Source organism: Pluralibacter sp. (assembly GCF_019237635.1).
In the GTDB taxonomy this organism is placed as follows: Bacteria; Pseudomonadota; Gammaproteobacteria; order Enterobacterales; family Enterobacteriaceae; genus Enterobacter_B.
This window is the reverse complement of sequence record NZ_JAFAGS010000108.1, coordinates 13,741-35,320: the sequence shown is the minus strand read 5'-3', so window position 1 is coordinate 35,320 and position 21,580 is coordinate 13,741. Positions and strand designations below refer to the sequence as shown.

Below are 21,580 nucleotides of genomic sequence, written 5' to 3'. Positions count from 1 at the left end.
AACGACCCGCAGGCCTTCAACGAAGCCTTCGCCCGCGCCTGGTTTAAACTGACGCACCGCGACATGGGGCCAAAAGCGCGTTACATCGGCCCGGAAGTGCCAAAAGAAGATCTGATCTGGCAGGACCCGCTGCCGCAGCCGGTGTTTAACCCGACGCCGTCGGACATCAACAGCCTGAAAACGGCGATTGCCGCTTCTGGTCTGTCGGTGAGCGAGCTGGTGTCGGTGGCTTGGGCCTCCGCGTCTACCTTCCGCGGCGGTGATAAGCGCGGCGGCGCGAATGGCGCACGTCTGGCGCTGGCGCCGCAGCGTGACTGGGATGTGAACGCCATGGCGGTGCGCGTGCTGCCGGTACTGGAAGCTATCCAGAAAGCCTCTGGCAAAGCGTCGTTGGCTGACGTCATCGTGCTGGCGGGCGTTGTCGGTATCGAGCAGGCGGCGAAAGCCGCAGGGGCGAACATCAATGTACCGTTTACGCCGGGCCGCGTTGATGCGCGCCAGGACCAGACGGACATCGCTATGTTTGACCTGCTCAAGCCGGTGGCGGATGGTTTTCGCAACTACCGCGGCGGCTCCGATAACACCGCCAGCACTGAATCGCTGTTAATCGATAAGGCGCAACAGCTGACGCTGACCGCGCCGGAGCTGACGGTACTGGTGGGCGGTCTGCGCGTGCTGGGAACCAACTTCGACGGCAGCCATCATGGCGTCTTTACCGACAACGTGGGCGTGCTGAGCAATGACTTCTTCGTGAATCTGCTCGATATGCGTACCGAATGGAAAGCCACCGATGCCTCTGCCGAGCTGTTCGAAGGCAGCGACCGTCAAAGCGGCGAGGTGAAATACACCGCGACCCGCGCCGATCTGGTCTTCGGCTCCAACGCCGTACTGCGCGCGCTGGCCGAGGTGTACGCCAGCGCCGATGCGCACGACAAATTCGTGACGGATTTTGTCGCCGCATGGGTGAAAGTGATGAACCTGGATCGGTTTGACCTGCAGTAAGCGTCGTTTCTCTGCGTATGTTCTGACCACAGCGGCTGTTAAACACAGCCGCTGTTCTTTTTTTGCGAGTATAGTGTTCGCAGGCAAACGTCATTCACTTCACTGGATATCTCATGGCGGTCTCAGGCAAGAGCAACCCACTGGCCATCGGTGGTCTTATCGTTCTCACGCTCATCTGGAGCTACAGCTGGATTGCGATGAAGCAGGTTACGCTCTACATCGGCGCGTTCGACTTCACCGCATTACGCTGCATTTTTGGCGCGCTGTTATTGTTCATTGTGCTTCTCCTGCGCGGTCGCGGTCTGCGCCCGACGCCGTTTGGCTTTACCCTGGCCATTGCGCTGCTGCAGACCTGCGGTATGGTCGGGCTGGCGCAGTGGGCGCTGGTCAGCGGCGGGGCGGGGAAAGTGGCGATTTTGAGCTACACCATGCCGTTCTGGGTGGTGATTCTGGCGGCGCTGTTTCTTGGCGAGCGGATGCGGCGTTTGCAGTATGCGGCGATCGTCGTGGCGGCGGTAGGGCTGCTGCTGGTGCTGCAGCCCTGGCAGCTGGATTTCTCTTCCATGAAAAGCGCGCTGTTGGCCATTCTGTCCGGCATCAGCTGGGGCGCCAGCGCGATTATCGCCAAACGGATGTATGCCCGCCATCCGCGCGTGGATTTGCTGTCGTTAACCGCCTGGCAGATGCTCTACGCCGCACTGGTCATGAGCGTGGTGGCGCTGCTGGTGCCGCAGCGGAGCATCGACTGGCAGCCGGGCGTGTTCTGGGCGCTGGGCTATAGCGCGATTCTGGCGACGGCGCTGGCGTGGAGCCTGTGGCTGTTCGTGTTGCGAAACCTGCCTGCCAGTATCGCTAGCCTGAGTACGCTGGCGGTGCCGGTCTGCGGCGTGCTGTTTTCCTGGTGGCTGCTCGGGGAGAACCCCGGCCCGGTGGAGGGCGGGGGCATTGTGCTGATCGTCCTGGCGCTGGCGATCGTCAGCCTGAAAAAGCGCGAGACGCCGGTGCGCAAGGTGACGACGTCCGCGTAAAGACGCATTCCCCCCGGCAAAACGTGGTATTGACCTGGTAATCGTCCTCCAGTACCACGATGTCGGCGTCAAAGCCCCGCGCCAGCCGACCTTTGCGGTGGTCCAGCCCCAGCAGGCGCGCCGGGTTGAGGGTACAGGATTTTAGCGCCGCGCCGAACGGCACCATCGCTCCTTCCACCATATTGTACAGCCCGCGGTTCAGCTGCAGCGTGCTGCCGACCAGCACGCCGTTCTCGCGCCGCGTGGCGCCGTCTTCCCCGAGGATCATCGGTTCGCCGCCGAACAGGTAGCGCCCCGGCGGGCAGCCTTTCGCTTTCATCGAATCGCTGATCATGATGATGTCATTGTCATTCTTCACCCGGTACAGGTGCGATGCCGACACCAGGCTGACAAAAATCCCGTCGGCGATCACTTCGCCGTACAGGCCGTCCAGCCGCAGCGCCGCCCCCAGCAGGCCGGGCTCGCGGTTAACGTATTTCGCCATGCCGTTGTACACGTGGGTGACGTTTTTCGCGCCGTTGGCGACGGCGGCCAGCGCCTGCTCAAAGCTGGCGTCCGAGTGGCCCATGCTGACCACAATGCCCTTCTGCGCGCAGTAGCGGGTGAGGGCGAAACCGGCATCTTCTTCAGGGGCCAGCGTGATGGCGACAATACGCCCGCGGCCCGCCTGCTCGAACGCCTGGAAGTCGCGCAGGCTGGCGGGACGGATCTGTTTTTCCGGCTGCGCGCCCCGGTATTTCTGGCTTAAAAACGGCCCTTCGAGATGGATGCCGAGTATTTGCGCGCCCGTATAACCTTCGTCCATCACCCGGGAAATGTTGTCCAGCGCCGCCAGCAACGTGGCGTCTTCATCGGTGACCGTGGTCGGGCAGAATGCGGTCACGCCTTCGCCGGGCAACCTGGCCGCCCAGCGCCGCAGACCGTCCGGGTCGTTTTCGTTGGTGTCGTAATCCCAGGCGCCGTGGGCGTGCGTGTCGATCAGCCCGGGAATAATACGCCGTGCGCCATAGTCATTATCCGCCTGTGAGCCGGTGCCGGGCGTGACGTCGCAGATTTTCCCGTCTTCAACGGTGAGCTGCGCCGGATAAAACCCACCGCCCAACCACACGCGTTCACTCTGGATCTTCATACTGTTGCCTCTGCGGTGTTATCAGCGACGCCGCCTCGCTGTCGCAAATCAGCGTGACGTTCGGGTGCAGCAGTAAAAACGACGCCGGAAACAGCGGGTCGACGCGGGTGCAGTCGTGGAGCTGCTTCATCACGGCAGCCTTCGAACGGCCGCTGGCGATAAGCACAATCGCTTTACTGCGCAGGATGGTGCCTATACCGAGTGTAATCGCCTGACGCGGGACGTCCTCCTGACGGGCAAAAAAGCGGGCGTTAGCCGCGATGGTCTCGGCGTTCAGATCGATAACATGGCAGACCGGGCTGTGGGTGGCGTGGGGTTCGTTAAAGCCGATATGCCCGTCATGCCCGATGCCAAGCACCGTGATATCAAAATCGCCGTGGTCCCGAATGGCGCGCTCGTAGCGGGCGCATTCCGCGCTGAGCGAGTCGGCCAGCACGTCGGGCACGAAGGTGTTGGCGGCGGGGATCGCGACGTGCTGATAGAAATGGTGCGCTAAAAACCCGTAGTAGCTTTGCGGGTCGTCTTTCGCCAGCGCAATGTACTCATCAATGTTAAACGAGAAGGCGCGGGAAAAATCCGCCTTGCCAGCGCGCGCCAGACGGCACATCTCCGCCAGCATGCCGACCGGGGTGCCGCCGGTGGGCAGCGCCATCACCAGGTCGGGTTTCTCGTGCAGCGCGCGGACGACATGCTGCGCCGCCAGCGCGCTCATCTCGTCGTAAGTGTCGGTCATCGTGATGTTCAGCATGGGTATCCTTAACCGCCGAGGGTGGCTTTCAGGCCAATCTCTTCGGCGTATTGTTTAATTTGTTCAATCATCTCGCGCGAACAGGCGGGGATATCGTTGAGCAGGTACGGCATACCGAGCTTCTGGTATTTGCCGATGCCATAAATGTGGTACTCAAGGATATCCACCTGCTGCACGGCGCTGCCGAGACTGCGGATAAAATCGAGGCGCCTGCGGATATCTTCCGGCCGATCGTTGCGCGTCGGGACGATCACCATCCTGGCGAGGATCGGTTTGCCCATCGCGGCGATCGCTTTAGCGTTGTCGAGGATCTGCCGGTTATCGACGCCGGTGCAGCTCAGGTGGATATCGGCATCGAAGGCTTTGAAATCGTACGAAACCAGATCCACCGCCTCGACCAGCGGGCGCAGCTTTTCCCAGCGCAGATGACCGGCGGTGTCGAGACAGACGTGAACGCCTTCGGCTTTCAGCAGCCCGGCGGTTTCTTTGACAAAATCCGCCTGCAGCGCCGGTTCGCCGCCGGAGAAGGTTACGCCGCCCTGGCTTGCGTCATAAAACGCTTTGTCGCGCAGCAGCCGCTCCGCCAGCGCCTGCGAGCTCATCTCCTGGCCGACCTGCTCGTAAGCGTCGTACGGGCAGAGCGGCACCATCTCCAGCAGGTTGCCGCACTGTTTACGGTCGATGTTCACCCCCTCGCCGGGCGCGGCGAGGGTGATAGCGCCATGCGCCGCCTGTACGCAGGTGCCGCACTGGCGGCAGCGCTCCTTAAACCAGAAGACGTTAATGCCAGGCCTGATGGTTTCCGGGTTGGCGCACCACTGGCAGCGCAGGTTGCACTGCTGCATAAACACGGTGCTGCGGATCCCGGGGCCATCCTTGGTGGAGTAGCGCTGGATGCGGGAAATCAGGCCTGTTTTCATCCTGCCTCCCGGCCTTACCAGCTCAGCTCGGTGCGGGCGATAATGGCGTCCTGCGCTTCCGGCATCAGCGTGGAGAACAGCGCGCAGTAACCTGCGACGCGCACCATCAGGTTCGGGTAGTCTTCCGGGTGCGCTTTCGCCGCCCGCAGCACGTCTGAATCGATGATGTTGAACTGGTTATGGAAGATATTCTTCACGCGGCTGGCTTCCATAAAGGCGGTGAATTTTTCCAGGTTATCTTCCCCTTCCAGCGCGCTCGGGGTGAACTTCATGTTCAGCAGCTGGCCGCCGGCGATTTTCTGGTTCGGCAGCTTCGCCACGGAGTTGATCACCGCCGTCGGCCCCTCTTTATCCGCTCCCAGGCAGGGTGATGCGCCTTCGTTTAGCGGCAGGGTCGCCAGGCGGCCGTCCGGTGTGGCGCCGACATCAAAGCCGTTCGGCACGTAGGAAGTGATGTTGGAGGTCGACATGGTGTAACCGCAGCCCTTCGGCCCTTTGCCGTAGCGGTCGGTCTTGTATTTCGGCAGCAGCTTCAGGTAGGACTCGAACACGTCGGCGACGATGTTATCCACGTAGTCGATATCGTTGCCGAACTTCGGCGCGTTGCGGCACAGCTTACGTACCCGCGCGCCTTCGATGCCGTCGAAGTTGCTGTCCATGGCGTCGCGCAGCTGTTTCAGCGTCAACACCTGGTCATCAAACACCAGCTTTTTCACCGCCGCCAGGCTGTCGCCAACCACCGAAGGCCCGATGTTGGAGGAGCTGACGAAATCATATTCCGCGCCGCCGTTTTTCAGCGTTTTGCCGCGCTCCAGCGAGCAGTTGATGGTCGCGGAGGCGAACGCGTCGGCGTCGTGGTGCTTCAGCGCGCGGTCGCAGACCCGATCGCAGTCCACGGCCAGGTCGGAGTAAAACTCCAGCAACTGGTTCCACGCGGCCCACACGTCGTCATAGGATGCGTAGTTGATGTCGCGGCCTTCTTTGCCGTTCACTTTCACCAGCTGTACGCCGGTTGCCGGGTCGCAGCCGTTGTTCATCACCAGCTCAAGAATCTTGCCGAAGTTAACGTAGGTCATGCCGGTGGCGCGGTGGCCCCAGCGGCCCGGGATGGCGGTTTCCACGCAGCCCATCGAGGCGTATTCGCGCGCCACTTCTTCGGTCAGGCCGAGCGTCATCATCGCCGGGATCACCACTTCGTCGCAGAAGATGGACGGCATACCAAAGCCTTTGCGGATAAGCCGGGCCGAGTCTTTCATCAGCGCGTGCGGCGTGCCTTTCCAGAAGCGCACGCTCAGGTTTGGTTCCGGCAGGCCGGTCAGCGCCATCGCCTCCAGCGACAGATACGAAAGATCGTTGGTGCCGTCGGTGCCGTCCGGCTTCATGCCGCCGACCATCAGGTTGGAGTAGAGCGGGTAGCCGCCGCTGTACTGGGTGTGGCCCCACGGACGCACCTTGTTGAGGCTGTTGGTCATGATGAAGAAGTGGGTCAGGATCTCCAGCGCTTTCTCTTTGGTTATCTTGCCTGCTTTGATATCGGCTTCATAGAACGGCCAGATGTACTGGTCGAAGCGGCCAAAGGAGAACGAGTGGCCGTTGCTTTCAATCATCATCAGCAGGTGGGTGAGGTAGACGGTTTCCACCGCCTCGTAGAAGCTTTGCGCCTTGCCTTCCATCAGGTGGGCGAACATCTCGCTCATCGCCAGCAGCTCGCCGCGGCGCCTGGCGTCGGCGGTTTTCCCGGCTTCTTCTTTGGCAAGTACACAGAAGCGTTTGCAGTAGTTCAGCGCCGCTTCCATGGTGATGATCACCGCCTGGTAGAAATCTTTCTGCTCGTCGCTGAGGTGGGCGTCTTCCGCCAGATGCTGCTTCGCGATATCGCGCATGCCGCCGTAGCCCACCTCCAGCACAAAGTCGTGGTTAGGAATGATGTGGCCGTCACCGGACATGCTGATACCGCCACGGTGCAGAACGCCCTGCTTTTCCGCCAGGCGGTTGATGTTCGGCAGGTTAGCCAGCACTTCATCCTGGTGGGTTTTTCCCTGCCAGTAGTTCTGCAATACGCGCAGACGCGCTTTGGTCTCTTCAGAGACCTGGAAGCTGTCGCCGGAGCGCTTGTCGAATTCGTCCAGTTCGTCGATAACCCAGTTAAAGGAGAATTCCGGGAACACCGGCGCGGCAAAGTTGCGGCTGGCCTGGTTGCCGACGATCAGCATCTCCGGTTCGATGTAGATGGTCATCTTGTCCAGAATGTCGGCTAACGCCAGCGCGCGGCGCAGCACGATGGATTTGCCCTCTGAGCGTTTAAACGATTCGGTGATGATTTCGGCGCGTTCCGGGCACAGCGTCGCGACGCGGTGGAACATCTGATCCTGCTTACGGGCGATTCTGGCAAAGTCACAATCGTCGTTGGTCGGTTTGAAGCTGAGTAATCCGTTCATAAAGACCTCAATTCGGGAAGGGTTTTGCCCATTCCACGCCTGAGGTGTGCGATTGTCAATTATTAAATGATCTATTTTGTTCCTTTTATCACAAAAGAATCCAAATGGAACATTTTGATCGCACAAAAACGCACACGCGCCTGCGGCCAGGCGCGCGGGATTACGCGTCGTCGTCGGCGAGCAACAGCTGGACGTTGTGCGCGTTCAGCTGGGCGAGGGTGTCATCGGGAAGGCCGGTCTGGCTAATGACGATATCAAAGTCCGCCAGACGTGCGTGACCGGCGAGAAAGGTCTGGCCGAACTTGCTCTTATCCGCCAGCAGAATTTTCTGTCGTCCGGCGCGGGCGAGCGCCTGTTTGACGTGGGCGTCGGTGATTTTCGGCACCGTCAGCTCGCCCTGGGCGTTAATCCCCTGGGTGCTGAGAAACACTTTGTCGGCGTGGAGGTTGTTGAAGAAGTCCGCAGTGCTGAACGAGATCATCCCCTGAGTGTCGTCTTCGTATTCACCGGGCGCTACCATCAGCGTGATATTTTTGCGCCCTTTGAGCAGGTTGATGACCGGCACCGAATTGGTGATCACCATGATTTTCTTATCAAACAGAAACTGGGCGAACGCCAGCGGCGTGGTGCCGCAGTCGATCACAATCGTGTCGCCATCTTCCACCAGTTCGGCGGCTTTTTGGCCGATCAGGTGCTTATCATCCACCATCTGCCCGGATTTCAGCTGGAAGCTGGGCTCCACGCTGGCACCGCTGGTCAGGTAAGCGCCGCCGTAGGTGGTTTTGACGATCCCCTGCTTTTCAAAAAAGGAGAGGTCGCGGCGGATGGTCATTTTGGTGACGCCGAACGTCTCCGCCAGTTCGTTAACAACAACTTTCTTGTCCTGCTGCAGAATGGCGTAAATGCTCATTCTTCTGTCTGATGATTGCATGGTCGCGCGTCGTCCAGGGAAAGAACGCACTATAAAGCACATCTTTCTGGCGGGCAACGGGGGATGAAACGAACAGGAAGGAACACTCCCGACCTGAGCCGGGAGCGAGGCGCGGTTATTCCCACTCTTGCAGGAAACGCTGGCCGTACTGGTCGGCGACCCGCAGCGCGGCGTATACCTGCTCCGGCGTAGCGCCGCCGGGCATGTTGTGGATAGTTTCACCTTCCGCGCAGGCGGCTTGCGCCACGGCGCGCAGTTTGGCGGCGATGTTCTCTTTGATATCAAGCTGCGCAAGCGTGATCGGTAGGCCCACGCGGTGACACAGCGCCGCCACGGTTTCAATTTCGTCTACCGGCGCGTTTTCCAGCACCAGCTGCGTCAGGGTGCCGAAGGCCACCTTTTCGCCGTGATAAAAGTGGTGGGCGTCAGGGATGGCGGTCAAACCGTTATGGATGGCGTGCGCCGCCGCCAGCCCGCCGCTTTCGAAACCGACGCCGCTCAGGTAGGTGTTGGCTTCCACCACTTGCTCCAGCGCCGGGGTGACCACATGCTGCTCGGCCGCCAGCATCGCTTTTTCACCCTGCTCGATAAGCGTGTTGTAGCATAGCTCGGCCAATGCCAGCGCGGCCTGGGTGCACTGCCCGCCCGCCATGGTGATGGCGCCGCTGCGCGAACAGGCGCGGGCTTCAAACCAGGTTGCCAGCGCGTCGCCAATCCCCGCCGCCAGCAGCCGCGCAGGCGCACCGGCCACGATGCGGGTGTCGACGATGACCATGTTGGGGTTGTGCGGTAGCATCAGGTAGCGGTCAAACTCGCCGCTGTCGGTATAGATGACCGACAGCGCGCTGCACGGCGCATCGGTGGAGGCGATGGTCGGGGCGATGGCCACCGGCACATCCATGTAAAAGGCGAGGGCCTTGGCGGTATCCAGCGTTTTGCCACCACCGATGCCAAGTACCGCGCTGCATTTCGCGCGGGTGGCGATATCGCGCAATCGGTCGATTTCGTTTTGCGAACACTCGCCGCCGAACGGGGTAATTTCCAGTGCCAGACCGGCCTGGCTGATGCTGTTGCGTACCGTTTCTTCGGCAAAGCCGAGGACAAACTTATCGCCAATGACGAGCCAGCGCTCTGCGATGGGTTTGAGATAGTCGCCGAGACGAGTGAGTGCGTCTGCACCCTGGATGTATTTGCCTGGCGATTGAATGATCCTGTCCATCATCACTCCTTAGAGGTTGAGATTGCCAAATGCGTTTTTCCAGTCCTGCTCAAACTTCTCTATTGCCGACTCTACCGCAGGGGTACCGAGCATTTGTTGCGCTACGTCTAACGGAAGGGTGATGGCTTCGCATCCGGCGAGCAGGCAGTCCAGCGCCTGGCGCGGCGTTTTAAAACTTGCCGCCAGCACCTTACTGTGCGGCGCGTGCAGCTCCAGCAGGGTTTGCAGCTCTTGCACCATGCGGATGCCGTCGCCGCCCTGAGCGTCAACGCGGTTAACGTACGGGGCGACATAGTCCGCCCCGGCGAGCGCGGCCAGCAGCCCCTGCGCGGCGCTGTACACCGCGGTGCCCAGCGTCGGGATATCTTCTTTTTTCAGCAGCTTGATGGCGGCAAGCCCTTCGGTGGTGACTGGAATTTTCACCACAATGCCCGGGACGGCGATGTGCAGGCGTCTGGCCTCCGCCACCATACCCTGCGCGTCGCGGCTCATGGTCTGGGCAAACAGCGTTCCCGCCGGGCCGACAGCCTGCTGCAAGCGCGGCAGCACATCCCAGATAGCGGTTTTGCCCGCCGCGATAATGCTGGGGTTGGTGGTGACGCCCGCCAGCGGCCAGATGCGCGCCAGGCGTTCAACTTCCGCGACGTTCGCGGTATCCAGATAGAGTTCCATGGTGTTTCCTCGTGAATTACAGTTCCAGTTCGTGTTGCAACAGGGTGGCGATAGCCTCAGCAGAGACGGCATTCACCAGCGCGTTGCGGAATTCTTCATGCATGATGCGTCGCGCCAGCCGGGAAAAAATACGCATATGCTGATCGCCTGCGGCATGTTTATTGAGCGTCAGCATGATGATGAATTGTGCCTCTTCATCGCCCCAGCGCACCGGCGCGGGCAGGCGGGCGACGCTAATCGTGGATTGTTCGATATGCTCGGATTTGCTGTGCGGAATGGCAAAACCGAAACCCAGGCTGGTGGAAAACACCGCTTCGCGGGCCCACAAATCCGCCTCCAGTTTGCGGGGATAACGGCAGCGTCCGGCCAGCAGCAGGGTGTCGGTCATTCCTTTCATCACCTCTTCTTTGCTCTGCCAGTCGTTATCAAGCGAGATGCAGGCAGGGGTGATAAGCGGGGCATCCTGTAATGCCATGCGGAATTGCGCCAGCAGATGCTCTACCTCAAGGGAGGTGCGGCATGCCATGGCCTGGTTGAGCAACTGTCGGCAGGCGCGGCTGTCGAGCCCGGCAAGGCGAGCTTTTGTCGCTGGAATGGCCGGGGCGCTCATGCTTACCTCATCAAGCCCAAGCCCGACTAATAGCGGCAGAACGGAGCCTTTCGCGCCCAACTCGCCGCACAGTCCTATCCATTTTCCCTGACGATGGACCGCCTGGACGGCATAGTCGAGCGCGCGTAAAAACGCCGGGTTCAGACTGTTGTAGTGACGGGTGACTTTGGCATTATCACGGTCCACTGCCAGCAGGTATTGCGTCAGGTCATTACTGCCGATGCTAAAGAAATCGATCTCCTCGCAGCACTGGTCGATGATGAACATGACAGACGGCACTTCCAGCATGATCCCCAGCGGAATGCGTTTATCAAAAGGAATATGCGCGTTACGCAACTGCTGTTTCGCCTCAGTCAGTTTCTCTTTAACCCACAGAATTTCTTCCATGGATGAAATCATGGGGATCATGATTTTCAGCTTGCCGTGGGCGGAGGCGCGCAGAATAGCCCGTAGTTGCGTGGCGAAAAGGACCGAGAATTCCTCATAGATGCGTACGGCGCGGTAACCGAGAAACGGGTTGTTTTCCTGGGGAATATTGAGATAGTCCACCGGTTTATCACCGCCAATGTCCATCGTGCGTACAATGATGCTACGCCCTTGTACCGGGATCAGCGCCTGGCAGAACAGGTTGTACAGTTCATCTTCCGACGGCGCGCTGGTGCGATCCATATACAACATTTCGGTGCGAAACAGACCGACGGCTTCTGCGCCGTTGTCAAAGGCGGGCTGGGCTTCAATGGCGTGGGCGATATTGGCGGCGACGTCCAGACGGATGCCGTCTGCGGTACGTGCCTCCTGTGATAACCAGACGCGCTGCTGCTCGCGCAATGCGTTTTGAACCTGCGCTTCCTGACGATAATAGCGGTCAATTGCGTTGGTCGGTTCGACGATGGCGACACCGGTGTTGGCATCAAGCCAGATACGTTGATGGCGCCAGTGGCTGAGCGTTTCGGTATCGACGCCAACCAGCGTGGGGATATTAAACGAACGCGCGAGAATGACCGTGTGCGAGGTTGTGCCGCCGTTTTTCAGCAGCAGCCCTTGCAGCCGCGTTTTGTCCAGCGCCAGAAACTGGCTTGGGGTCAACTCATCCGCCATGCAGATGGACGGTTGGGTCAATTCGCCAGGGGTTGGGAAACGCGTATCACCGTAAATCTGCTGCAACAGTTGAAAACAGACGTCGCGTATGTCCAGTGAGCGTTCCTGCAGGTAGTGACTGCTGGAGCGACTGAATTCATCGGCGAAATGGTTGGCGCTGCGCACGATAGCCGCTGCGCAGCTTAACCCGCCGTCGATTCCCTCCAGGATATGCTGGCGTAGCGTCGCGTCGGTCGCCAGAGAACGATGTGCGTCAAGGATGGCCTGCGTTGTGCCGTCGCTGTCGAGCCGTCGCAAATCCAGGTTTTTCACCAGCATCGACAGGCCGTTTTCCAGCGCGGTATTCTCCGCCTGACGGCCCGTTGCTGCGGGCAAATCGCCCAGAGCGTTAAGATCACGCGATGTGAGCGGTACCAGGATGCCGCCAGCGCTACCGCTGCTGACAGGCTGCGCTCGAAACAGCGTAGGGTGCAGGCGGGTTAACGATTCAGGAAGCGGGTCGTGCGTGGTGTCGGCGAGCGGCGCCAGCGGCGCATCGCAATGCGGGAATTCATCACGCAGCCAGGCGCTCAGTTGTTGATGGGCATCGGCTTCATCAGGCCCGTCGATTAACAACTGACAGACATCACCCACCAGGGTATCGGTACCGATAAGCGCCAATGCGCTTTTGGCGTTGCCTCGTCTGTCGGTACGCAGGTTATGCCACTCAATCGTTGAGCGGAAGGTATTGCACTGCGTCTCTACATGGCTGGCAGGACGTGCATGCACGCCATTGGGTAGCTCACAGATGAATTCCACAACCTGGGCCATCGCGTTTCTCCTTCAGTCTAAATGCATTGCGCACAGCATAAGAGGGAGAAATGCGGACGGGCTATCTGTCATTTCTGCGAAAAACTGGATAAATGTAATCTCCCCGTAAAAATGGGATTTTGTTCACAACTCCTGTGACATTGTGGCTCTCACCGCAAATGACCAACTCTTTGAGAGCGATCGCATTTTTATTCATACCTTACAAAAGTCCAGTAAATGGCCTTTTTGTCCACTGTCTGTCCTGCTGCGGATTGCCTATTGTTTGCCACACAAACCTTATGGATATGGGCCGATGGCCCGGGAGCGGCAAATGAAAGAGATAGTGCAGATCCTGAAAAATACCCGCCAGCACTTGATGACGGGGGTGTCGCATATGATCCCGTTTGTGGTGGCCGGGGGCATTTTGCTGGCGGTGTCCGTCATGCTGTATGGCAAAGGCGCTGTCCCGGATGTGGCCACCAGTCCTAACCTCAAGAAACTGTTTGATATTGGCGTTGCAGGACTGACGCTGATGGTGCCTTTTCTCGCCGCCTATATTGGTTACTCCATCGCCGAGCGTTCAGCGTTGGCGCCTTGCGCCATTGGGGCGTGGGTGGGCAACAGCTTCGGCGCAGGGTTCTTCGGCGCCATTATCGCCGGGATTGTCGGCGGCATTATTGTCTTCTACCTCAAGCGTATTCCGGTACCCAAAGTGCTGCGCTCGGTGATGCCTATCTTTGTTATCCCTATCGTCGGCACGTTGGTGACGGCGGGAATCATGATGTGGGGGTTAGGTGAGCCGGTTGGCGCGCTGACGCACAGTCTGACGCAATGGCTGCAAGGTATGCAGCAGGGCAGCATTATCGTGCTGGCCATCATCATGGGGTTGATGCTGGCGTTTGACATGGGCGGCCCGGTGAACAAAGTGGCGTACGCTTTTATGCTCATCTGCGTGGCGCAGGGGGTTTATACCGTCGTCGCGATTGCCGCTGTTGCCATCTGCGTACCGCCGTTAGGGCTGGGGCTGGCGACGCTTATCAACCGCGCCAACTTCTCGTCTGAGGAGCGTGAGGCGGGTAAAGCCGCGCTGGTGATGGGCTGCGTTGGGGTGACGGAAGGCGCGATTCCTTTTGCTGCTGCCGACCCGCTGCGCGTGATTCCGTCCATTATGGTGGGGTCCGCCTGTGGTGCGGTCACGGCGGCGGTGTTTGGCGCGCAATGTTATGCCGGATGGGGCGGGTTGATCGTACTGCCTGTGGTTGAAGGGAAACTCGGGTATATCGCGGCGGTGGCTGTCGGCGCCGTTGTCACGGCGGTAAGCGTAAATGTGCTGAAAAGCCTGGCGCGGAGGCAGCAAAAGCCGGTCAACGAGAAAGAAGATGACCTGGATCTGGATTTCGAAATCAATTAAGCGAGGTGGAATATGACGATGATTATTGCAGTAACCGCGTGTCCGTCAGGCGTAGCGCATACCTATATGGCGGCTGAAGCACTGGAAAGCGCCGCGAAAGCCAAAGGCTGGCAGGTCAAAGTAGAAACGCAAGGCTCTATCGGTCTTGAGAATGAACTGACTGCGGAGGATATCGCGGCGGCGGATATGGTTGTCCTGACCAAAGACATCGGCATCAAGTTTGAGGAACGTTTTCAGGGCAAAACGGTGGTACGCGTCAACATCAGCGATGCAGTGAAGCGGGCCGACGCCATTATGAACAAAATCGAAACCCATCTGGCGCAAACCGCATAGCCTGTTTCCCGCCCTGCGGGGCGGGGTTGTTTTACCTGTCAGGAGTACTCTATGACGAATCGTATTCAACGCCTGAAAGACGCCCTGTTTGCTCAGCCCCGGGAAATCTCGCTCGAACGCGCCTTGTTGTACACCGAAAGCCACCGCCAGACGGAAGGCGAACCGGTGATACTGCGGCGGGCGAAGGCGACGACCTGGATCCTTGATCATGTGGAGATTGCGATTCGTGACGAGGAATTGATTGCCGCTAACCGGACGGTAAAACCCCGCGCCGGGATTATGTCGCCTGAAATGGACCCCTACTGGTTGTTGAAGGAGCTGGATGCTTTCCCGACGCGCCCGCAGGACCGCTTTGCCATCAGCGATGACGATAAGCGTATTTATCGTGAAGCGCTTTTCTCCTATTGGGAAAAACGGTCGATGAAAGACTTTATCAATGGGCGAATGTCGGATGAGGTAAAGGCGGCCGTCAGTACGCAGATTTTTAGCATCAATCAGACGGACAAAGGCCAGGGCCATATCATTATTGATTATCCGCGCCTGCTGACGAAAGGACTGGGCGCGCTGGCGGAAGAGCTCCAGACTCGCTGTCAGCAGACGCCGGAGAACCATTTCTATCAGGCGACGCTATTGCTGCTTGAGGCCGCGCAGCGCCATATTTTGCGTTATGCCCGGCTTGCCGATGCGATGGCGTCACGCTGTCCCGACAGCAAGCGACGTGAAGAGCTTATCACGATGGCGTCAATTGCCCGGCACAATGCCGAACATAAGCCACAGACGTTCTGGCAGGCCTGCCAGCTTTTCTGGTTTATGAACATTGTCCTGCAGTATGAGTCCAATGCCAGTTCGCTTTCCCTGGGGCGCTTTGATCAGTACATGCTGCCTTTCTGGCAAGCATCGTTGGCGCAAGGAGAAGACCCGGCGTTTCTTAACGAATTGCTTGAGTCTCTGTGGGTGAAATGCAACGACGTTGTGTTGTTGCGTTCAACCAGCAGCGCGCGTTATTTCGCGGGTTTTCCGACCGGCTACACCGCGTTGCTCGGTGGGCTGACTGAAAATGGCCGTAGTGCGGTCAATGTGCTGTCATTTGCCTGTCTTGACGCCTATCAGCAGGTGAGGTTGCCGCAGCCCAATCTCGGCGTGCGGATCAATGAGCTTATCGACCGGCCTTTCTTACGTAAAACAGCAGAAACCATTCGTTTGGGCACCGGTATCCCGCAAATCTTTAATGATGAAGTCGTGGTGCCTGCGTTTCTTAACCGCGGCGTCTCGCTGGAAGATGCGCGAGACTATGCCGTGGTAGGGTGCGTTGAGCTGTCGATTCCCGGAAAAACTTACGGTTTGCACGATATTGCGATGTTTAACCTGCTGAAAGTGATGGAGATCGTGCTGCATGAAAACGAAGGCAATGCCGCGTTGACATGGGAAGGTCTGTTAACGCAGATTCGCAGCAAAATCAGCCATTACATCGCTCTGATGGTCGAGGGCAGCAATATTTGCGATATCGGCCATCGCGACTGGGCTCCTGTCCCTCTGCTCTCATCCTTTATCAGCGACTGCCTGGATAAGGGATGCGACATTACTGAGGGCGGGGCGCGCTATAACTTTTCGGGGGTGCAGGGCATTGGGATTGCCAACCTGAGCGATTCCCTGCATGCCCTGAAAGGGATGGTGTTTGAGCAGCAGCGCTTAAGCTTCGACAACCTGTTGGCGGAGTTAAAGGCAAATTTCGCGACGCCAGAGGGACAAAAAATTCGCGCCAGGCTGATCAACCGCTTCGATAAATATGGCAATGACATCGATGAAGTGGACAACATCAGCGCCGATCTGCTGCGCTATTACTGCAAAGAAGTGGAGAAATACCACAACCCGCGTAACGGGCAGTTTACGCCGGGTTCCTATACGGTGTCGGCGCATGTGCCGCTGGGTGCGGTGGTGGGCGCTACGCCGGATGGGCGTCTGGCGGGAGAGCAGCTTGCGGATGGCGGGCTTTCCCCCATGTTGGGGCAGGATTCACAGGGGCCTACGGCGGTACTGAAATCGGTGAGTAAGCTGGATAACTATCTGTTGTCTAACGGAACGTTGTTGAACGTGAAATTCACGCCAGCAACGCTTGAGGGAGAAGCGGGGCTGCATAAGCTTGCGGACTTCCTGAGGGCGTTTACCCAGCTTAAATTGCAGCATATCCAGTTTAACGTGGTCAATGCAGACACGCTGCGGGAAGCGCAGGCCCGGCCACAGGATTTTGCCGGGTTGGTGGTGCGTGTCGCAGGTTACAGCGCCTTCTTTGTGGAGCTGTCAAAGGAGATTCAGGATGACATTATCCGCCGCACCGCGCATCAGCTGTGAGGTGCCGGAGACGCGCGTCGATATGGCGCGCATTTTTAATATTCAGCGTTATTCTTTGAATGATGGGCGTGGCATCCGCACTGTCGTGTTTTTTAAAGGATGTCCGCATCGGTGTCCGTGGTGCGCAAACCCGGAGTCGCTTTCTCCTCATATTCAATTCGTACGACGAGAGAGCAAGTGTTTGCACTGTTCGCCCTGCCTACGCGATGTCGAAGAGTGCCCGTCTGGCGCGTTCGAGCCGATCGGGCGTGATGTCTCGCTGGACGCACTGCTGGATGAGGTGATGAAAGATGAGATTTTCTTTCGTGCCTCTGGTGGCGGCGTGACGCTTTCCGGCGGTGAGGTATTAATGCAGGCGCCATTTGCTGCTCGCCTTTTGGCGCGCCTGCATCAGTCTGGCGTACATACTGCGATTGAAACGGCCGGTGATGCGCCGTTCCCACGTTTATTCGCGGTGGCGAGTCGGTGTGACGAGGTGCTGTTTGATTTAAAAATCATGGATACCCGGCAGTCGAAGCAGGTCGTAAAACTTAACTTGCCCAGGGTACTGAAGAATTTCAGTCGGTTAGCGGCGTTGGGGATCAATGTTATTCCGCGTTTGCCGTTAATCCCCGGCTATACGTTAAGTCCGGAGAACCTACAGCGTGTGCTGGCGTTTTTGCAGCCGACGGGGATTACCGTCTTGCATTTGCTGCCGTTTCACTCATACGGTGAGGCAAAATATCGGTTACTGGGGAGACACTGGGAGATGAAGAATATTCCTGCGCCCTCTGCTGATAAAGTCGATGCGTTGCGGCTGTTTGCGGAACAGGCTGGGTTTCAGGTCACGGTTGGAGGATAAACATGACGGCGGCAGGCGGACGATTTCTGGTTGCGGTAACCGCGTGCGTGAGCGGTGTGGCGCATACCTATATGGCGGCAGAGCGACTGGAGAAACTGTGCCAACAGGAAAAGTGGACCATCAAGGTGGAAACCCAGGGTGCGCTGGGTATTGAGAACGCGTTAAGCGAAGAGGATATTCGCCGCGCCGACGCTGTGCTGTTGATTACCGATATTGATTTGGCGGGCGCTGACCGCTTTATCGAAAGCCGATATGTACAATCGGGCATTTATGTTTTTCTGCGCGATCCACAGAAAGTCATGGGCGCATTACGCAAGCTGCTTTCGGCACCGCAGCGCACGCATATTATTCTGTCGTCGTGAGTTGGCTGTGGTACTGACGCCGGTACTCGGAAGGCGATCGATCCGTATTTTTGCGAAACAGACGGCAAAAGTAGTTACTGTCAGGAAAACCGCAGACCCTCGCCACCTCTTTAACCTTCATGTCGTAGCCCTTGAGTAAGGCTTTCGCTTTTTCCAGCCGGACGTAATTCAGATACTCGTTAAAACCCAGGGCGCCGCTTTTATGAAACAGGTGTGAGAGGTAATTCGGCGAAATATAGAACGCCTGAGCGACCGATTCCCGGCTCAGGGCTTCGGCATAGTGCGTATCAATATGTTCGCGAACGGCCTCAAATAACGCCTGGCTGCGAGAGGCAGTCTGGATATGGCTATTGAGCAGATCGGTACAGTGACTGAGTAAACTCAAGGTGATAAGCCGTATCGTTTGACTCTCCTGCTGCTGCATGTGCGCTTCACTGAGCGCCTGTAATAAAAACGATCCCACCCGAGGGCCGCGGCGAGCGACATGGCGCTTCGCCAGGTTTTGTAATTGCGTGCCGTCCCAGCGCTGGATGCTGAATCCGAGCTGCTGTTTGCCGAACAGGATACTGAGCGTTGTGGCGGGCAACTGCCAGTTCGGACAGTTCCAGCTTCCGGCAGGAACAAACAGGATGTCGTGTTCCTGGAGCGTTAACGCGCCATCCGTGATGCAGCCTTCAAGGACGATTTCAAGGCGTGGAAAATCGACCTGAAAGGCCATCTCGGGTATGGGGGAAGCAGGGTTTGCGAAATAGACCTGGCGTAGCGATGACGTGCCGCTTATCAGGTCTGTCAGGAGCGGGTTGATTTCATGTTGCATGGTAAAACTCCCGAAATTTGCCGGGTAAGCGTAGCGTTACCCGGCAAAGGTGATTAGCCGGTGTTACGCATCCCCGCCGCAACGCCTGCAATCGTCACCATCAGCGCCTGTTCCACGCGCGGGTCCGGCGCATGACCGGCTTCTTCCGCCTGTCGCGACCGGTGCAGCAGTTCGGCCTGCAGAACGTTGAGCGGGTCAGTATAGATGTTACGCAGCTGGATGGACTCGGCAATCCACGGCAGGTCGGCCATCAGATGGGAGTCGTTGGCGATATCCAGCACGACCTTGATGTCGCCCTCAAGCAACTTGCGCAGCTCGGCGCCGAGCGGCCACAGCGCTTTGGTTACCAGACGCTGATCGTAATATTCCGCCAGCCACAGGTCGGCTTTGGAGAACACCATCTCCAGCATACCCAGACGGGTAGAGAAGAACGGCCAGTCGCGGCACATGGTTTCCAGCTCGCTCTGCTTGCCGTCTTCTACCACTTTTCGCAGCGCCGCGCCTGCGCCCAGCCAGGCGGGCAGCATCAGGCGGTTCTGCGTCCAGGCGAAGATCCACGGAATGGCGCGCAGGGACTCGACGCCGCCGGTCGGACGGCGTTTTGCCGGTCGTGAGCCCAGCGGCAGTTTGCCCAGTTCCTGCTCCGGGGTGGCGGAACGGAAATAGGGGACGAAGTCTTTGTTTTCACGGACGTAGCCGCGGTACATCTTACAGGAGACGTCCGATAGCGCGTTCATGATATGGCGCCATTCGGCTTTCGGCTCCGGCGGCGGCAGCAGGTTGGCTTCCAGAATCGCGCTGGTGTACAGCGACAGGCTGCTGATGGTGACTTCCGGCAGGCCGTACTTGAAGCGGATCATCTCGCCTTGCTCGGTGACGCGCAGGCCGCCTTTCAGGCTTCCCGGCGGTTGTGAGAGCAGCGCCGCGTGCGCAGGCGCGCCGCCGCGACCGATGGAGCCGCCGCGGCCGTGGAACAGCGTCAGTTCAATACCGGCTTTTTCGCAGGTTTTAATCAGCGCGTCCTGCGCCTGGTACTGCGCCCAGGAGGCGGCCATCACGCCCGCGTCTTTCGCCGAGTCGGAGTAGCCAATCATCACCATCTGCTTGCCCTGGATGAAGCCGCGATACCAGTCGATATTCAGCAGTTGCGTCATCACGTCGTTGGCGTTGTTGAGGTCGTCCAGGGTTTCAAACAGCGGGGCGACCGGCAGCGCGAAGCCGATGCCGGCCTCTTTCAGCAGCAGGTGTACCGCCAGCACATCGGACGGCGTTTTCGCCATGGAAATCACGTAAGCGGCGATGGAGCCCTTCGGCGCTTCGGCAATGACCCGGCAGGTGTCGAGGACCTCGCGGGTCTCATCGCTCGGTTCCCACTGACGCGGGAGCAGCGGACGCTTGGAGTTCAGTTCGCGGATCAGGAAGGCCTGTTTGTCGGCTTCTGACCAGCTTTCATAGTCGCCGATACCCAGGTAGCGGGTCAGTTCGCCCAGCGCTTCGGTGTGGCGGGTGCTTTCCTGACGGATATCGATACGCACCAGCGGGACGCCGAAACACTTCACGCGTCTCAGGGTATCCAGCAGCTCGCCGTTGGCGATGATGCCCATCCCGCAGGCCTGCAGGGATTTATAGCAGGCGTACAGCGGTTCCCAGAGTTGTTCGTTTTGCGTCAGCAGACCGGCCGGTTTCGGCAGCTTCTGGCCTTTCAGACGCGCTTCCAGCCAGGCCTGGGTCGCCATTAGCTGGCTGCGCAGGGTTTTCATCAGGTGGCGATACGGTTCCTGTTCGCCTTCCGCGCCAGCCAGTGCGCGCAGCTCCGGGGTCGCTTCCACCATGGAAAGCTCGGAAATCAGCACCTGAATGTCTTTCAGGAACAGGTCGGTAGCCTTCCAGCGGCTCAGCAGCAGCACATGGCGAGTGATATCCGCCGTCACGTTCGGGTTGCCGTCGCGGTCGCCGCCCATCCAGGAGGTGAAGCGAACCGGGACGAAATCCACCGGCAGGCGGTAGTCCAGATTCGCTTCCAGCTGTTCGTTCAGCTCGCGCAGGTAGTTTGGCACGCCTTCCCACAGGCTGTTTTCCACCACCGCAAAACCCCATTTGGCTTCATCCACCGGGCTTGGGCGGTACTTACGAATTTCGTCGGTATGCCATGACTGGGCGATCAGCTGGCGCAGACGGCGCATCAACTGGTGGCGTTCATAGTCGGCAATGTCTTTGTTATCCAACTGCTTTAAGCAGTTATTCACTTCCACCATTTTGTGGATAAGCGTACGGCGGGTGATTTCCGTCGGGTGCGCGGTCAGCACCAGCTCCAGGGATAGCGACTCGACGGCTTTTTTGATTGTGGCGTCGTTGAGTTCAGGTTGGTCTTTCAGTTTACGCAGCGTACGTGCGATCACTTCAGGGTTGCTGGCCGCTTCGCCGTTCGGTGAAATGCTGTGATATTGCTCGGCGGTGTTGGCCAGGTTCAGAAACTGGCTGAACGCGCGGGCGACCGGCAGCAGCTCATCGTTGGACAGATTTTGCAACGTGGTGAGCAGCTCCTGGCGGTTTGCTTCGTTACCGGCACGAGAGGATTTCGACAGCTTACGGATGGTTTCTACACGATCAAGAATGTTCTCGCCAAGTGCGTCCTTGATGGTTTCACCAAGCACCTTACCGAGCATACTGACATTACTGCGCAAAGCGGAATATTGTTCGTTCATATTACCCAGAACCCTACCTGTATTATTTTTGCCTGACTTTATAAAGCCACGTAAAAACCCCTGCGTCAATTGCGGTGAAATCGCTTCAGGAAACGAATAAATGTCGACAATTTACGAAATTTAATTCACGGAGCGCCAGATAAGCGTTGCTTATGAATCTGTGAGCGGCGTCACGGGA

17 protein-coding genes are annotated in these 21,580 nt (G+C 58.5%); 7 read left to right on the top strand and 10 right to left on the bottom strand.

Features of this window, described 5'->3' with window-relative positions:
- Both JO226_RS12635 and JO226_RS12630 read left to right on the top strand, forming a co-directional pair.
- Nucleotides 1-1,002: peroxidase family protein (locus tag JO226_RS12635; RefSeq protein ID WP_367273558.1), on the top strand; the 1,002-nt coding region annotated here is incomplete at its 5' end.
- A 113-nt stretch (nt 1,003-1,115) separates the two neighbouring features.
- A complete protein-coding gene (locus JO226_RS12630; protein ID WP_293592588.1) occupies nt 1,116-2,030 on the top strand; it encodes a DMT family transporter in 915 nt (304 codons plus the stop codon).
- On the opposite strand, the gene nagA is transcribed toward JO226_RS12630, so the two are convergent.
- From nagA to ptsP, 8 genes are all read right to left on the bottom strand, one after another.
- Entirely contained in the window at nt 1,978-3,159 is a 1,182-nt protein-coding gene (gene nagA, locus JO226_RS12625; RefSeq protein WP_293592586.1) for an N-acetylglucosamine-6-phosphate deacetylase, read from the bottom strand. The two genes, JO226_RS12630 and nagA, sit on opposite strands and share 53 nt — an antisense overlap.
- Nucleotides 3,143-3,907 (bottom strand): glucosamine-6-phosphate deaminase, encoded by a 765-nt coding sequence (gene nagB / locus JO226_RS12620; protein ID WP_293592584.1) that lies wholly within the window; start codon nt 3,905-3,907, stop codon nt 3,143-3,145. The genes nagA and nagB overlap by 17 nt, the downstream gene beginning before the upstream one ends.
- A gap of 8 nt (nt 3,908-3,915) precedes the next feature.
- A complete protein-coding gene (locus JO226_RS12615; protein WP_293592582.1) occupies nt 3,916-4,827 on the bottom strand; it encodes a glycyl-radical enzyme activating protein in 912 nt (303 codons plus the stop codon).
- 14 nt (nt 4,828-4,841) lie between these two features.
- Nucleotides 4,842-7,265: a formate C-acetyltransferase/glycerol dehydratase family glycyl radical enzyme gene (locus JO226_RS12610; protein WP_293592580.1), complete on the bottom strand. Its 2,424-nt coding sequence runs from the start codon at nt 7,263-7,265 to the stop codon at nt 4,842-4,844.
- A gap of 160 nt (nt 7,266-7,425) precedes the next feature.
- On the bottom strand, nt 7,426-8,175 hold the full coding sequence (locus JO226_RS12605) for a DeoR/GlpR family DNA-binding transcription regulator (protein ID WP_293592578.1): 750 nt from the start codon (nt 8,173-8,175) through the stop codon (nt 7,426-7,428).
- 136 nt (nt 8,176-8,311) lie between these two features.
- Nucleotides 8,312-9,415 carry a glycerol dehydrogenase gene (locus tag JO226_RS12600; protein WP_293592576.1) on the bottom strand — a complete coding sequence of 368 codons (1,104 nt, stop codon included), beginning with the start codon at nt 9,413-9,415 and terminating at the stop codon, nt 8,312-8,314.
- A 9-nt stretch (nt 9,416-9,424) separates the two neighbouring features.
- Nucleotides 9,425-10,087 carry a fructose-6-phosphate aldolase gene (gene fsa / locus JO226_RS12595; protein WP_293592574.1) on the bottom strand — a complete coding sequence of 221 codons (663 nt, stop codon included), beginning with the start codon at nt 10,085-10,087 and terminating at the stop codon, nt 9,425-9,427.
- Nucleotides 10,088-10,103: 16 nt separating this feature from the next.
- Nucleotides 10,104-12,605 carry a phosphoenolpyruvate--protein phosphotransferase gene (ptsP, locus tag JO226_RS12590; RefSeq protein ID WP_293592572.1) on the bottom strand — a complete coding sequence of 834 codons (2,502 nt, stop codon included), beginning with the start codon at nt 12,603-12,605 and terminating at the stop codon, nt 10,104-10,106.
- Between the two features lie 310 nt (nt 12,606-12,915).
- Between ptsP and JO226_RS12585 the strand changes: the two genes are divergently transcribed.
- From JO226_RS12585 to JO226_RS12565, 5 genes are read left to right on the top strand one after another with little or no spacing between them, the layout of a single operon-like run.
- On the top strand, nt 12,916-13,995 hold the full coding sequence (locus JO226_RS12585; RefSeq protein WP_293592570.1) for a PTS fructose transporter subunit EIIC: 1,080 nt from the start codon (nt 12,916-12,918) through the stop codon (nt 13,993-13,995).
- Between the two features lie 12 nt (nt 13,996-14,007).
- Nucleotides 14,008-14,328, top strand: coding sequence for a PTS fructose-like transporter subunit IIB (locus tag JO226_RS12580; RefSeq protein WP_293592568.1), 321 nt, complete (start codon nt 14,008-14,010; stop codon nt 14,326-14,328).
- Between the two features lie 51 nt (nt 14,329-14,379).
- Nucleotides 14,380-16,677 (top strand): formate C-acetyltransferase, encoded by a 2,298-nt coding sequence (locus tag JO226_RS12575; RefSeq protein WP_293592566.1) that lies wholly within the window; start codon nt 14,380-14,382, stop codon nt 16,675-16,677.
- A complete protein-coding gene (locus JO226_RS12570; RefSeq protein ID WP_293592564.1) occupies nt 16,643-17,518 on the top strand; it encodes a [formate-C-acetyltransferase]-activating enzyme in 876 nt (291 codons plus the stop codon). Before JO226_RS12575 ends, JO226_RS12570 begins: the two co-directional genes overlap by 35 nt.
- A gap of 2 nt (nt 17,519-17,520) precedes the next feature.
- Complete coding sequence (locus tag JO226_RS12565; protein ID WP_293592562.1) at nt 17,521-17,880, top strand: PTS fructose-like transporter subunit IIB; 360 nt, start codon at nt 17,521-17,523, stop codon at nt 17,878-17,880.
- Here JO226_RS12565 and JO226_RS12560 read toward each other — a convergent pair.
- Both JO226_RS12560 and ppc read right to left on the bottom strand, forming a co-directional pair.
- Nucleotides 17,864-18,697, bottom strand: coding sequence for an AraC family transcriptional regulator (locus JO226_RS12560; protein ID WP_293592560.1), 834 nt, complete (start codon nt 18,695-18,697; stop codon nt 17,864-17,866). The genes JO226_RS12565 and JO226_RS12560 overlap by 17 nt on opposite strands.
- Nucleotides 18,698-18,750: 53 nt before the next feature.
- A complete protein-coding gene (gene ppc, locus JO226_RS12555) occupies nt 18,751-21,402 on the bottom strand; it encodes a phosphoenolpyruvate carboxylase (RefSeq protein ID WP_293592558.1) in 2,652 nt (883 codons plus the stop codon).
- Between the last annotated feature and the right edge of the window lie 178 nt (nt 21,403-21,580).

Bases quoted from the DNA above. Each gene is read 5' to 3' on its own strand.
- JO226_RS12570 (WP_293592564.1), top strand. From the start codon at position 16,643: ATGACATTATCCGCCGCACCGCGCATCAGCTGTGAGGTGCCGGAGACG.
- nagA (WP_293592586.1), bottom strand. From the start codon at position 3,159: ATGAAGATCCAGAGTGAACGCGTGTGGTTGGGCGGTGGGTTTTATCCG.
- JO226_RS12585 (WP_293592570.1), top strand. From the start codon at position 12,916: ATGAAAGAGATAGTGCAGATCCTGAAAAATACCCGCCAGCACTTGATG.
- JO226_RS12575 (WP_293592566.1), top strand. From the start codon at position 14,380: ATGACGAATCGTATTCAACGCCTGAAAGACGCCCTGTTTGCTCAGCCC.
- ppc (WP_293592558.1), bottom strand. From the start codon at position 21,402: ATGAACGAACAATATTCCGCTTTGCGCAGTAATGTCAGTATGCTCGGT.
- JO226_RS12605 (WP_293592578.1), bottom strand. From the start codon at position 8,175: ATGAGCATTTACGCCATTCTGCAGCAGGACAAGAAAGTTGTTGTTAAC.
- JO226_RS12565 (WP_293592562.1), top strand. From the start codon at position 17,521: ATGACGGCGGCAGGCGGACGATTTCTGGTTGCGGTAACCGCGTGCGTG.
- JO226_RS12615 (WP_293592582.1), bottom strand. From the start codon at position 4,827: ATGAAAACAGGCCTGATTTCCCGCATCCAGCGCTACTCCACCAAGGAT.
- nagB (WP_293592584.1), bottom strand. From the start codon at position 3,907: ATGCTGAACATCACGATGACCGACACTTACGACGAGATGAGCGCGCTG.
- JO226_RS12580 (WP_293592568.1), top strand. From the start codon at position 14,008: ATGACGATGATTATTGCAGTAACCGCGTGTCCGTCAGGCGTAGCGCAT.
- JO226_RS12600 (WP_293592576.1), bottom strand. From the start codon at position 9,415: ATGGACAGGATCATTCAATCGCCAGGCAAATACATCCAGGGTGCAGAC.
- JO226_RS12560 (WP_293592560.1), bottom strand. From the start codon at position 18,697: ATGCAACATGAAATCAACCCGCTCCTGACAGACCTGATAAGCGGCACG.
- ptsP (WP_293592572.1), bottom strand. From the start codon at position 12,605: ATGGCCCAGGTTGTGGAATTCATCTGTGAGCTACCCAATGGCGTGCAT.
- JO226_RS12630 (WP_293592588.1), top strand. From the start codon at position 1,116: ATGGCGGTCTCAGGCAAGAGCAACCCACTGGCCATCGGTGGTCTTATC.
- JO226_RS12610 (WP_293592580.1), bottom strand. From the start codon at position 7,265: ATGAACGGATTACTCAGCTTCAAACCGACCAACGACGATTGTGACTTT.
- fsa (WP_293592574.1), bottom strand. From the start codon at position 10,087: ATGGAACTCTATCTGGATACCGCGAACGTCGCGGAAGTTGAACGCCTG.